Below are 14,428 nucleotides of genomic sequence, written 5' to 3' on the forward strand. Positions count from 1 at the left end.
AAGAGAATTTCTAAGGCACCAAAAGACGCTGCCTAAGAAATTCTAAAGCTCCACATAACCTACTGAGTAGGCATATTCAAGCGGTAAGAGAAGCGCAGAAATTAGTATAGATTATTGACATAATGACGATTGACAGAAAGGAACGTGCAATGGATCAACAAAAGTTAAAAGAATTAGTGCAAGATATGAGTCTTATCGAAAAGATTAATCAACTTTTGCAAGTTACCAGTGGTTTTTTTATAGATGATGTAGAGCTTACAGGACCTATCAGGGAAAATGGAATTACAGAGCAAAGTATTGCTCAGGCAGGATCTGTCATTGGATTATTAGGAGCAAAAAAATACAAAGAAATACAGGATGCTTACATAAAAAATCATCCTCACAATATCCCACTGCTAATCATGTTAGATGTTATCAACGGATTTCGCACCATATTTCCTATTCCACTAGCACAGGGAGCTACTTTTGAACCGGAATTATCAAAACGATGTGCTCAGATAGCAGCAAAAGAGTCCGCTGTTTCGGGTGTACATGTAACATTTGCTCCAATGGTTGACTTAGTACGAGATGCTAGATGGGGAAGGGTAATGGAGTCTACTGGTGAAGATACAAAGTTAAACAGTGACTTTGCCATCGCTATGGTGGAAGGATTTCAAGGTACAAACGTTGGTGAAGAGTATAGTATTGCTGCTTGTGTAAAGCATTTCGCTGCATATGGTGCTCCTAACGGAGGTAGGGACTATAATACAGTGGAACTTTCCGAAAATACATTACGAGGTTATTATCTTCCAGCCTATGAAGCGGCGGTGAAGGCAGGAGTAGAAATGGTGATGACATCATTTAATACATTAAACGGAATTCCTTCCACCGGTAATCAATGGCTCAATAGAAATGTACTTCGAGATGAAATGGGATTTGATGGAGTCTTAATCTCAGACTGGGCAGCAATTGAAGAACTTCAATACCATGGATATGCGAAAGACCGTAAAGAAGCCGCAGGACTTGCTATGAATGCCGGTGTAGACATCGATATGATGACCGGAATCTATAGTAAAAACCTTGAATCTTTAATTGAAGATGGTACGGTGAAAGAAGAGCTGTTAGATGAAGCAGTTCTAAGAATATTAAATTTAAAGAATAAATTAGGATTATTTGAAAATCCATATAAAGATGCGGATGAAGAGAAAGAAAAAGAAATTATTTTATGTGAAGAACATAGAAAAGTTTCTCTGGAAGCAGCAGAAAAATCCTTTGTTTTATTAAAAAATGATGGGATTTTACCATTGAAAAAGAGAGAAAAGATAGCACTGATCGGTCCATTTGTTTCTGAAAAAGAAATCTATGGAGTATGGTCTATGTTAGGAAGACCAGAAGACACAGTATCCATAGCGGAAGCTGCAGATAAGGTTAGAATGGATTATGAGTTTACTTTTGCAAAGGGCTGTAACATACTAGGAGCTGAGGATAGTAATTTAATTCCGGATCAGCATGTACAGGAACCTAGCAAAGAAGACGAGGAGAGAATGTTACAGGAAGCAGTTGAGGCTGCAAAGAATGCTGACAAGATTATATTAGCCATTGGAGAACATCGTCGCATGTCTGGTGAGTCAGCAAGCCGTTCTGACTTAACGTTACCGAAAATTCAATATAAACTATTAGATGCTATCTATGAAGTAAATCCAAATATTGCAGTAATTATTTTTACCGGAAGACCTTTGGATTTGCGTGAAGTATCAGAAAAATCAAAAGCTATTTTAAATGTCTGGTTACCAGGTACCGAAGGCGGTACAGCAATCTTAAATACTCTTATTAACAAGGTAAGCCCTAGCGGAAAGCTACCTATGAGTTTCCCTTATTGCGTGGGTCAGGTACCGGTGCATTACAATGAGTATTTTACCGGAAGACCTTATGATCCAAAAACAGGAGGAAAAGAGTATCGCTCGAATTACAGGGATATTCCGAATACACCTCTTTATCCATTTGGATATGGACTAAGTTATGCAAAATTCCAATATGATGATATTAAATTAAGTAAGGATATTATGTCTATTGGAGAAACAATAGATGCCTATGTTACTGTTAAAAACGTTGGGGAATATGCAGGTACAGAAACAGTTCAACTCTATATCAGAGATTGTATCGGAAGTGTCGTACGTCCTAGAAAAGAGCTAAAAGGTTATCAGAAAGTTACGTTGCAGCCTGGTGAAGCTAAGAATGTTACCTTTGAGATTACAGAAGAGATGTTACGATTCTGTAAGGATGATCTATCCTTTGGTAGTGAAAAAGGTGAATTTCATGTATACCTTGGTACGGATAGCAGCACAGAAGAGTATGTTTCTTTTAATTTAAATTAGAGACTAGAAAGGTACGGAATTCTTACTAATAATAAAATTTCAGTATCTTGGATTCTGAAACAAAAGGAATCTTTGTAAAAATAAATTAAATTTAAATATTCCATAGAATTATAATATAAAAATGCGCCTTGTTTTGATCTGAAAACAAGACGCATTTTTTAAATTATCTAATAAGACTATCTTGATAGCCTTATTACTAAAAGAAATAAAATTAAAGAAGCCCTTTTTTCTAAATGAAATTGAAGTTAAAGAATAGTGTATTATTTATCACCACATTATATGAACTTTAATAAATTAAGCCCAATTTCTTCGCTAAATTCACGTTCAACAACACCATCGATAACTGTTAAAACCAATTCTCCGGTTCCACTGATAATGGCTTCATTCAGATGTCCGCCATATACATTTCCATTTTCATCAGACACACTGATATGTAAGTGTGTATAAATATCTCCGTTCATAGTGGTAATAGTACCACCAAGCGAAACGACTTCTAAATCACCCTCAAAAGTATAACTCTTATACACTTTTTGTGATGTATCAAAAAGTCCAGCAGTGACTTTGCCGCATGCTCCAAGCCCGCTTAGAGTAGCAAGTTTAATCTGCTCAGTTGTTGCTAATTCCTTTAATTTAGCAACAATATCTTCTCCACGATCCAAGCGAATTACATAATGGTTTTGAAATCTACGATAATCCATAAGATACCGTCCTCCTTTGATCAAAAATTCGGTTTCACAAAAGTTCCTCTATCACGTTAATTATACATGATTATGAAATCTATTGCATTAGTTTATCAGATTTTTGAAGGAATCTGCTTACCACCCACTAATAAGCGCTAAATACATACCTTGTGCCTTTGGTTATACTACTTGAAAGTTTTATAGAAGTAATACCGGTATTTCTTAAATCACATATCAAATAAAAAAGTTCAGATAAAGTTCAGATAGAAAACAACAGCAGTTCACCCATACCAGTTATACTGTCTTCAATAAAAGACTGGGAGGTGAGATTATGAACGAAAAAGGCAGACACGAACACAAGATTTACGTCAATACTTCCGACTTTATGCAACTTTCGGCAAAACTGAAATACATTGCAAAGCCGGATGAAAATGTACTGGAAGACGGCGGATACAAAATACGCAGCCTTTACTTTGACAATTACACAGATAAGGCGGTGGTGGAAAAACTATCTGGACAAAGCAAACGTGAAAAATTCAGACTGCGATACTATAACGATGACACTTCTTTTATCCGACTCGAAAGAAAGAGTAAAGCCAACCGCCTATGTTACAAAGAGAGCGCGGTAATCACAGCAGAACAATGCGAGTCATTGCTGTTAGGGAACTATGATTGCTTAAAATTGCCGGATTCACCACTGCTAATGGAATTATATACGAAAATCCGTTATCAAAATCTGCGTCCGAAAAATATCGTGGATTACCGCCGAGAAGCCTACACATATCATGCGGGCAACGTGCGGATAACGTTCGACAGTAATATCAGAACTTCGAACAGCGTTGTAGGTTTTCTAAATCCGGCACTGACCACCATTCCGGCGGCCAATGCGATCATCATGGAAATCAAATATGACGGTTTCCTACCAGACATTATCCGTGACATACTGCAAATTGGCTCTCGAAATCAAACCGAGTTTTCCAAATACGTTGTGGCAAGACTCGTATAAACTACCAAAATACAGGAGGATACATTCATGTTAGAACAAATTTTCAATTTCAGCTTTTTGGACAAGGCGGCGTCTTTTTCCATCCCCGACATACTGGCAGCGCTACTTATATCGTTCGCTACCGGCCTATTTATCTTCTTTGTGTATACAAAGACTTTCAAGGGTGTAATGTACTCATCGTCTTTTGGCATCTCGCTGATTGCGATGGAATTGATAACGACGCTTGTCATTTTGGCAGTATCATCAAACTTGATAATCTCCCTCGGAATGGTCGGAGCGTTGTCCATCGTCCGTTTCAGAACCGTTGTGAAAGAGCCGCTCGATCTTGTGTACTTGTTCTGGTCTATCACGGTGGGTATTATTGTAGGCGCTGGACTTATACCTTTAGCGATCATTGGCTCAGTGATAATAGGACTTATACTATTCATATTTGCCAATCGTAAAACAAACGACACGCCTTATGTGGTCGTAATCAGTTGTGCAGGAGAACAAGCAGAGACGCAATCGTTACAACTGTTGAATACTCATACGAAAAAGCACGTCGTTAAAGCAAAAAGCGTATCGAAAGAGGGGATGGAACTGACCGTTGAGGTACGGTTGAAGGAGTCATCTTCGCAATTTGTAAACTTGCTATTGGGTATTGAAGGCGTTTACAACGCAACACTTGTTTCATATAACGGTGACTATTATATGTAATAATAAATTAACAGAAAGGAGACTCGAAAATGATAACGAGTAAGTATATCCCAGCCATCACAGGCGTGATTATTTGCTTTTGCCTATTTATTTGCGGATTCGTTGTTTACGCCGCAAACGCTTTTGACACTACGAATATCCCTGAATATCAAAAAAGGCTATTTGGCGATGAAATCATAACGCTTGACATTCAAGTGGACGGCAGCGATTGGCAGAGTCTTCTTGACAATGCTCAGGCCAAGGAATGGATATCCGCCGACCTTATAATCAATGGGGAAAAGTTCAGTGGCGTAGGCGTGAGGACAAAAGGTAATTCAAGCCTTTCGTCAGCTATTACGTCAGACGGTGGGGGGAGATATAGCCTGCAATTCAAGTTAAATAAATATATTAAAGGGCAGACCTATTATGGACTGGATACATTTTGTATAAATAACATGATGGGCGACGCGACGTATATGAAGGATTATCTCTCTTATGAGATTATGAACTATATCGGCGTTGCAACACCACTCACAAATTACGCCAGTGTAACGGTCAACGGCGAGGACTATGGTTTTTGCGTTGCGCTTGAACGGTACGAAGAAGCGTTTTTGGACCGCGCTTATAGTACGTCAGCCGGACAGTTGTACAGTGTAAAAATGGGAATGGGGATGCGCGGTAATTTCGAGGATATGCAGCAGGATGGTGAGAACGGATTCCCTGGTAGAGGGGAAGCTTTAAATAACGAGGGATTCCCTGACAGGCAGCAGAACGGAAACTTTGGTGATCGTTCACAGGGCGATGGTGGTATAAACTTCGAGGACAGGCAGCAAGGCGGTGGCATCGGAATGGGCGGCTTCGGTGGACAAGGCGGCGGTTCGCTTGTCTACACCGACGATAACATAAGTAGCTATTCCGCAATTTTTGAAAATGCCGTGTTTAATAATGCTTCTAAGAAGGACAAAAAGCGCGTAATCACAGCGCTTGAAAATCTGAACACTGGAACTGATTTGGAAAAATATTTCGATGTTGACGAGATTTTACGCTACTTCGCGGCGCATACGGTAGTTGTCAACCTTGATAGCTACATTTCCAATATGGCGCAGAATTACTATATCTATGAGCGCGATGGAAAGTTGAGCATTTTACCGTGGGATTACGGCCTTGCTTTCGGAGGATTCCAGTCAGGTGGTGCGTCTAGTGTTGTGAATTTCCCTATAGACACGCCGGTAAGTGGAGTGAGCATGGAGGACAGACCTCTTCTTAATATGCTGTTAGAAGTAGATGAATATAAGGAGAGATACCACAGCTATCTGCAGCAAATCGTAGAAGGATATTTTGAGAGCGGGCTGTTTGAAAAGAAAATTAACGAATTGGATGTAAAAATTAGTGAGTATGTAAAAAATGATGTTTCAGCATACTATACCTATGATCAGTATAAGGAGTCGTTACCAAATTTAATTGAGCTTGGGCATTTGCGTGCAGAAAGCATCAAGGGTCAACTTAACGGGACAATTCCATCAACATCAAATGGGCAAAACGCCGACAATTCAGCCCTGATAGACGCGGAGGGCGTCAACCTTTCTGCTCTAGGTTCAATGGGAGCAGGTGGTATGGGCGGCGGAATGGGCGGGCGCCCAGAGGTTGACGGGGATTTCTCGCTGGACGGTCAAGGAGGATTTCCGGGAGGGAATATGGTAGATATGGCGTTAATGCAGCAGGCTATGCAAATTCTCAGGGAAGCTGGCGGTGAATTGACGGATGAAGTAAAAGATGACCTTCTGGAACTAGGTTTGTCGGAAGAACAAATAGACATGGTTATTAGTATGCAGAATGGATTACCGGACGGTATGAATCAACCTGGGGCTGACAATGGTAATGGCGGTCGGGGCGGCAGACAGGGTGATACAAACCTGACCAACGCATCCGTGACATCATCTCAAATTAACTCCAGTACAATGGTTATCCTCACCGTCGGTATGTTGATTTTTCTGATCTACGCAACTATCTTCATCGCCAAACCAAGAAAGAATATGATATAATAAGAAGCAGCAGAGTCTTATGGTATGGGAGGTGAACCAATGGCAAAAATACTTATTTGCGACGATGAACCCGGCCTCCGCGCTGTAATCAAACGATATGCGCTGTTTGAAGGGTATGAAATTGCAGAAGCGGAAAACGGAATGGAAGCTGTCGAGGCCTGTCGAAATGATACGTTTGATATTATTATTATAGATATTATGATGCCGGAACTTGATGGTTTTTCCGCTGTGAAGGAGATTCGGAAAAAATCGAATACCCCAGTTATTATGCTCTCAGCTCGCGGAGAGGAATACGATAAGGTTTTAGGATTTGAACTTGGTATTGACGACTATGTTGTTAAGCCGTTTTCATCAAAAGAAATTATGCTGCGTGTAAACGCCATTTTGAGGAGAACCCAAAAGAGCGTAGCGAATTTCGATAGTGAAGAAGGACATATTATTTTCCGTAAAGAAGGATTCGAAGCCGATATGACTGCGTACAAAGTTTTTATTGACGGCGTTCAGGCAAACATGGCTCCGAAAGAATACGATCTTCTTTTCTTTCTGATACGCAATAAAAATAAAGCTGTTCCGCGTGAAAATATATTGACGGAAGTATGGGGATTTGATTATTGCGGAGATGATCGTACACTTGACACACACATGAAATTATTACGTAGATCGTTGGGGCCTTATGCGAACTTTATTACGACACTGAGGGGATTGGGCTACCGATTTGAGGGCTGATATATGAAAAGATCACGACGTCTGATGTGGAAAATATTTATATTTTTAATCGGGTTTTGTTCACTACTTCTTGCTGTTCTTTGGCTGTTCGAAACAATGCTACTTGGCAAGATGTATGAAGGTGTCCGAAAAAATGAAATTAAAAATGCCATTGCACTAATTGAACGAAATATAGACAGTCCCAATCTCAATCAAATAATCGTGTGGCTGGCGGATGATTCAGAAATAATTGTGACTCCCGCGCATGATTTTTCACCGCTTAACAGACCTAATCCTGCGGATAAAATTCCGATGCGGCAAGCGATAACTGAAAGCAAAGACTTCATTACATCGGATGGACGAATAGTTTCATTTGTCTTCTACGCCATCATTTCACCGGTTAACGCTACAATATCAACCATCAAAGTTCAATTGTACTATGTTACAGGAATCATGTTTCTTCTATCTATTGCACTTGCATTTGTCATAGCGAGAACGGTTTCAAAGCCGATAGAGGAACTCAATAATAGCGCAAAAATTCTGGCGAGTGGAAATTATGATATTCATTTTTCTGGAAAAGGTTACCGCGAAATCCACGAATTGTCCGATACCCTCAATTATACTGCTGCCGAGTTATCCAAGGTAGATGCTTTGAGACGTGAGTTAATGGCAAATATTTCTCACGATTTGCGAACGCCTCTCGCCCTTATTTACAGTTATGCCGAGATGATGCATGATTTTCCGAATGAAATTACTCCGGAGCAAACGCAAATGATCATGGATGAGAGTACAAGGCTCAGCTCATTAGTAGGGGATATCCTTGATATATCGCGCTTAGAAAATGGAACAATAGATCTGAATATAAAAACATATAACATTACTGAAAGCATAAGAACAACCATTGACAGAATGGCGGAATTGGTCAAAAAAAGCGGGTATAGATTCCTCTTTGAGCACGGTGAAGATATCTATGTTAATGCGGATGAATTAAAAATTACACAGGTATTCTATAATCTGCTTATTAACGCGATAAATTATAGCGATGATGACTTAACAATAATTATCCGCCAAAAAGTTTTTGAAGGCTTTGTCAGGATTGAAATAGAAGATCACGGAAAAGGTATCGCGGAAGAAAATCTCCCGTATATTTGGGACAGATACTATAGAATTGACAAGACCCACAGACGCGCTGTTATAGGGACAGGCTTAGGGTTGTCAATCGTGAAGAAAGTAATATCATTACATGGCGGCAGTTATGGTGTAGAATCTAAGATCGGTAAAGGCAGTACGTTCTGGTTTGACTTGGAAATTAATAATATGTAAAATGAAAACGCCTCATAGGGTAAGAATGCCCTGTGGCGCGTTTTTGTCATTTCAGGCAATTAGATTATGAGCTAGAAGCGTAAGCGGATTGCGGATATCCGCTTTGACTGGTTTTAAAAAAGATAAAAAAGTGTTGTATAAATATGATTATAAAAACGATTGACAGATAAAAATAGTAGGAGTAATATTCAATAAGAAATTGGTAGTACCAATTTTCTATTACTTTTAAAAACACTACAATACATGAGATATACATAGGAATGGAGAAAAGTTATGAAATATGCAAGGCAGTTCGGTATTATTCTAGCAGTAACATTTGTCGGAGAGGTATTAAGATATTGTATCCCGTTACCGATACCCGCAAGTATTTATGGGTTAGTTATTATGTTAGGACTTTTGGCGTCCAAAATAGTACCGGTAAAATCTGTGAAAGGTGCTGGCAGTTTCTTAATCGAGGTCATGTCGCTTATGTTTATTCCCGCCGGTGTCGGGTTAATGATTTCCTGGAATGCAATCCGTGATATTTGGCTACCCCTGATATTTATTATTATCATAACCACGGTAGTAGTTATGGTAGTGACGGGTAGAATTACGCAAAGAGTCATAGTGCAGGATGGTAAGAAAAATAAGGAATCAGTTACGGAATCGAATGGGAGGAAAGATAAATGAAAGAATTCATAGGTAATTCTCTGTTCTTTGGAGTTGGAATAAGCCTGCTAGGTTATGAAATCGGGCTGTTATTAAAAAAGAAATGGAAACTGGCAATCTTTAATCCGCTACTCATCTCAATACTATTTGTTATGGGGATACTTTCGGTATTTAATATTTCTTACGAGAGTTATGAGGAAGGAGCAAAATATTTAAGCTATCTTTTAACGCCTGCAACAGTATGCCTTGCAATTCCTTTATATGAACAATTGGATTTGCTAAAACAACATAAAAAGGCCATCATGATTGGAATCATATCAGGAGTACTAACAAGTTTAATCAGTGTATTGATACTATGTTTTCTATTTCAATTCACTCATGAACAATATGTAACGCTGCTTCCAAAGTCAATTACAACTGCAATTGGTATGGGAGTATCCGAGGAGCTTGGTGGAATCGTAACGATAACAGTTGCAGTGATTATCATCACAGGGGTACTTGGAAATATGATTGCGGAAACAGTGTGTAAGGTATTTAAAATTACGCATCCGGTTGCGAAAGGAATTGCTATCGGTACCTCAGCGCATGCAGTCGGAACAGCAAAGGCACTTGAAATGGGAGAGATAGAAGGTGCAATGAGCAGCCTTTCTATTGCGGTATCGGGTCTATTAACTGTAATAGGAGCTTCCATTTTTACAAATTTTATGTAAAATCATGCCTTTTACAATTAATGTATCTATGCTATCATTAACTTTAAGGTAGGAAGTAATGATTCTATTAGGAGGAAATGCTACAGATGGCAATAGATTCTATGGATATGTTTGATTCTGTAACATCGAGGTGGTTTCAGCAAGCACTTGGCGAACCAACGATGGTACAGAAAGAAGCATGGAGAAGTATAGCAGATGGATTTGATACCCTGGTATCTGCACCAACAGGTACCGGTAAGACTCTGTCTGCTTTTTTGGTATACATTGACCAGTTGATGCGGTTAGCAAGAGAAGAAAAATTAAAAGAAGAAATTTATGTCATCTATGTATCGCCATTAAAATCACTGGCAGGTGATATCAGAGAGAATTTAAAAAAGCCACTCCATGGAATTTTAGGAGAGATTATAAAACAAGAAAAAGACAGTGAGTTAAAAAAGCAAATCATTCCTAGTATCTCAGTAGCGGTACGTACCGGAGATACCACACCAGCAGAGCGTAGACAGATGATAAAACATCCTCCCCACATACTAATAACAACACCCGAATCACTATATCTGCTTCTTACTAGCAAATCAGGGCAGGGTATGCTAAACACAGCGAGAGTTGTTATTATAGACGAACTACATGCTCTGATTGATTCCAAACGTGGTGCACATCTGATGCTTTCGATAGCCAGACTTGATCGATTATGTGGACAACCACTACAGAGAATCGGGTTATCTGCAACAATCGAGCCGCTTGAACTTGCGGCAAATTATCTCTCACCGGAGCCAGCAAAAATTGTTGCGCCTACAATGACAAAGAAAAGAAAGTTTATGATAACCAGCCCATTATCAGAGGAGGTAGGAATTCGTAAAACTCCCGTCTGGGAAGAGATTGCGGCGATTATCTATGACTCCTGCTGTAAGGCACGAAGTGTCATTGCTTTTGTGGAAGGCAGACGGTTTGCAGAAAAACTGGCACACTATGTGAATCAGCTTGGAGGAGATGGATTTGCAAGAACTCATCATGGCAGTTTATCAAAGGAGCAAAGGCTAGAGGTAGAACAATCCCTAAGAGATGGAAAGCTTCGGCTTCTTTGTGCGACATCTTCGATGGAGCTTGGTATTGATGTTGGTGAAATTGATGAAGTATTTCAAATTGGATGTCCTAGAACGATATCCAGCACGATGCAGAGGTTAGGGCGTGCGGGACATAATCCTGACCGAGTGAGTGTGATGCAGATGTTTCCTAGATCTCCAATTGAGGGGCTTTACTGCGGTCTGACCGCGGAGGTTGCAAAACAGGGCAGGGTAGAAGATGCCAAACCACCAAGGATGTGTTTTGATGTACTGGCACAACATCTTGTTTCCATGGCAACGGGGGATGGTTATGAGGTACAGGAAGTACTCGATATTCTGGCGCGTGCTTATCCTTTCCGGGAAGTGACTCTTAAGGATATCCATGATGTTTTAAAAATGTTGGCCGGAGATTATGAGCATGAAAGGGAGATTCCAGTCAGGCCAAGAATTCTTTATGACCGAATTCATGATAGAGTGGAGGGAGACCCGTATAGCCGAATGTTGGCTGTTTCTGCCGGAGGAACAATTCCTGATAAAGGGTTATATCAGGTAAAAAGTGAAGAGGGTGTAAAACTTGGCGAGCTTGACGAGGAATTTGTATACGAATCAAGAGTAGGCGAGAAATTCTTACTTGGTACCTTTGGCTGGAAGATTGTAAATATACAAAAAGATGCAGTAATCGTAGCACCTGCTTCCTCAGGAAGTGCAAAACTTCCCTTTTGGAAAGGTGAGATCAAAGGAAGAGGACTGAAAACCGGTTTGGCTTTTGGGGAACTGTTACGGAAACTTTCCCGTGCAAATGAGGCTGATTGTTCATTCGAGGAGTTAAAAGCTTTTGGTATGGATCAAGCAGCTGCGACGGGAGCAGGTGAATTTATAAAACGTCAGATCAAAGCTACCGGTTGTCTCCCAGATGATAAAACAATTCTCATCGAACATTTTAAAGATGAAACAGGCAGTTACCAGATGATGGTACATTCCGTATTTGGAAGAGAGGTAAATGAGCCGCTTGCTATCTTAATACAGGAAGCAGCAAGCAGATCACTGCAAAGAGTAATAAACTATGTGGTGGATGATGACGGATTTTTACTATATCCTTATGATGGACAGCCGTTACCAGAAGGGCTACTTACCATGATATCCCCTGCTTTATTACAAGGAGTACTTGAGGCAAGATTAATAGCAACACCACTTTTTCAGATAACTTTTCGCTATAATATGGGCAGATCGATGATGATGGGAGTTCGAAAAAACGGGAGACAACCTTTATGGGTTCAACGTATGCGTTGTGCACAAATGCTTGATTCTATCCTATCTTATGAAAGTCATCCAATCATTCGAGAGACAAAGAGAGAATGCTTAGAGGATATATGGAATCTTCCGGGGCTTATGCATGTGATTCATGGAATTTTATCGAATACGATAGAAGTTAGGGAGATGTTTTTGGAGCTGCCTTCTCCTATGTCGCTGCCTTTTAGGCGACAGACCGAAGGAGCCATGATGTATGATTACGCTCCTTCTACTACGGGAATTTTAGATGCGTCACGAAAGGCACTGGAGCAAGCGAATAACCTGCAGCCAGAACATAAGATGATAGAAGAAGTCTCAAAGAGGGCAAGCTTACCTGTCAATGAACAAGAACTTCATACGCTCTTAATGATCGAAGGAGATATGATTGCTGGGGAACTTAAGGTATCAATTGACTGGCTCTTAAGTTTAGTAAGTGAGGGATTGGTTCATTACATCGAGCCCGGGCTATGGATTGCCACGGAACAGCTAGAATTATATGAAAGGGCACTTAATAAGAGAGAAACCGAAGCTTGTCAGAAGATTCTAAGAAGGGCAGTGAGATACCGTGGCGGTCAGGCCGTAAAGCAGCTTGTGGAGCGATATTATTTACCGGAAGATGTTATCCTAGATAATTTAACTTCACTATGTGATCAGGGATCTGTTATTAAGCAGGGAGAATATTATTATCATACAACACTTTATGAGAAAGCATTAAAGCTTACAGTCTATGAGCGAAGAGATCAGATAAAGACCCTGCCTAAAGAACGATTTACAGCACTTCTTGCAGGAAAGACTGAATTTACAGCATCACCAAAGGAACAGCTCAGCAAAGTATTAGAGCAGTTTGTCGGATCCGTGTTCCAACCTTCTCTATTAGAAAATGTACTGCTACCTGCAAGAGTTGCAAAATATAGGCCTGATCTATTGGATGCTTTACTTTCGCAAGGTTATTTTCAATATCGAATAACAAAAGAGGGGATAAGTTTTCATTACAGTGAGGATGTTGATTGGGAGGCATCTCTTCCTTCTCCTGAGCCTCCTTTGGAGGAAACGGAGCAACTGCTCTATGAAGCCATGCAAAAAAGAGGTGCCAGTTTTTTAAATAGTCTTACTTCACTTCTTGCTGGAAAATCTCTATATGAAGCAGTACTCTCTTTATTAGAGAAAGGACTTGTATGTGCAGATAGTTTTGTACCGATAAGAATGTGGTTAAACAATGAGAAGCTTAAGAAGGGAAACGTAAGACAGTTAGTGAATGCAAAGGTTATGGTGATGTCCTCCGGAAGGTTTGAAGTAGCCAGACCATTAAAAGAAGCAACGATGGAGCAAAAGTTAGAGAGGTTGTTTGACCAGGTTGTTATTGTATGCAGAGAAACTGTCAGGGGAATCTCTTGGGCGGAGGCATTAAAGGAACTTAGTGTATGGGAATATACCGAAAGAGCAAGAAGAGGATATTTTGTGGAAGGGCTCTCAGGGATACAATTTATTCGTGAGAAAGACTTTATATCCACAATGTATACACTGGAGCATCCGAAGAAAGAAATTCTATGGTTATCCGCAATGGACCCATATCAAATCTGGGGAAAATATTTTCCTTATGAGAAAGAGCGCTCCTTTGTTCAAGTTGCAGGTACTGTAGTTGCGTTATCAAGCGGAGTACCGATTGCGGTATTTGAGCGTCAGGGAAAAACTCTAAAGGTATTTGATTTTGAAGTATTGAAAAGTGCTTTAGAATTATTTGTACTTGACTATGAACGAAAATGCTTTTATCCAAATGGCAGCCGTTTGGTTATTAAGGAGTATCCAAAAGAAGCAGAAGAGGTGTTGTCTGCGGTTGGATTTCGAAAGGAAATCACAGATTACGTCTTATATCGAAAGTAAAAAAAGCCACAATCAGAATAGTGAACTAATTCAGATTGTGGTTTTTTACTGCT

Annotated in this window: 10 protein-coding genes; 9 read left to right on the forward strand and 1 reads right to left on the reverse strand. The window is 40.0% G+C overall.

Annotated features, from left to right (window positions below; genetic code table 11):
• Positions 1–149 precede the first annotated feature (149 nt).
• Positions 150–2,354 (forward strand): beta-glucosidase BglX, encoded by a 2,205-nt coding sequence (gene bglX, locus CPHY_RS03755; RefSeq protein ID WP_041703920.1) that lies wholly within the window; start codon positions 150–152, stop codon positions 2,352–2,354.
• Between the two features lie 275 nt (positions 2,355–2,629).
• Here bglX and CPHY_RS03760 read toward each other — a convergent pair whose 3' ends face one another.
• Entirely contained in the window at positions 2,630–3,052 is a 423-nt protein-coding gene (locus CPHY_RS03760) for a PPC domain-containing DNA-binding protein (protein WP_012198730.1), read from the reverse strand.
• A gap of 313 nt (positions 3,053–3,365) precedes the next feature.
• Between CPHY_RS03760 and CPHY_RS03765 the strand changes: the two genes are divergently transcribed.
• The 8 genes from CPHY_RS03765 (at position 3,366) to CPHY_RS03800 (ending at position 14,375) form a co-directional block, all read left to right on the forward strand.
• The gene (locus CPHY_RS03765) at positions 3,366–4,040 is read left to right on the forward strand and encodes a polyphosphate polymerase domain-containing protein (RefSeq protein WP_012198731.1); all 675 of its coding nucleotides are present in this window, start codon (positions 3,366–3,368) and stop codon (positions 4,038–4,040) included.
• Between the two features lie 27 nt (positions 4,041–4,067).
• On the forward strand, positions 4,068–4,736 hold the full coding sequence (locus tag CPHY_RS03770; RefSeq protein ID WP_012198732.1) for a DUF4956 domain-containing protein: 669 nt from the start codon (positions 4,068–4,070) through the stop codon (positions 4,734–4,736).
• Between the two features lie 29 nt (positions 4,737–4,765).
• Complete coding sequence (locus CPHY_RS03775) at positions 4,766–6,757, forward strand: CotH kinase family protein (protein ID WP_012198733.1); 1,992 nt, start codon at positions 4,766–4,768, stop codon at positions 6,755–6,757.
• 39 nt (positions 6,758–6,796) lie between these two features.
• Positions 6,797–7,483: a response regulator transcription factor gene (locus CPHY_RS03780; protein WP_012198734.1), complete on the forward strand. Its 687-nt coding sequence runs from the start codon at positions 6,797–6,799 to the stop codon at positions 7,481–7,483.
• 3 nt (positions 7,484–7,486) lie between these two features.
• On the forward strand, positions 7,487–8,785 hold the full coding sequence (locus CPHY_RS03785) for a sensor histidine kinase (RefSeq protein ID WP_012198735.1): 1,299 nt from the start codon (positions 7,487–7,489) through the stop codon (positions 8,783–8,785).
• A 273-nt stretch (positions 8,786–9,058) separates the two neighbouring features.
• Positions 9,059–9,454, forward strand: coding sequence for a CidA/LrgA family protein (locus CPHY_RS03790; protein WP_012198736.1), 396 nt, complete (start codon positions 9,059–9,061; stop codon positions 9,452–9,454).
• Positions 9,451–10,143: an LrgB family protein gene (locus tag CPHY_RS03795; RefSeq protein WP_012198737.1), complete on the forward strand. Its 693-nt coding sequence runs from the start codon at positions 9,451–9,453 to the stop codon at positions 10,141–10,143. The genes CPHY_RS03790 and CPHY_RS03795 overlap by 4 nt, the downstream gene beginning before the upstream one ends.
• Positions 10,144–10,229: 86 nt before the next feature.
• On the forward strand, positions 10,230–14,375 hold the full coding sequence (locus CPHY_RS03800) for a DEAD/DEAH box helicase (RefSeq protein WP_012198738.1): 4,146 nt from the start codon (positions 10,230–10,232) through the stop codon (positions 14,373–14,375).
• Positions 14,376–14,428 lie beyond the last annotated feature (53 nt).

Origin of the sequence: Lachnoclostridium phytofermentans ISDg (assembly GCF_000018685.1) — a bacterium.
GTDB lineage: Bacteria > Bacillota > Clostridia > Lachnospirales > Lachnospiraceae > Lachnoclostridium > Lachnoclostridium phytofermentans.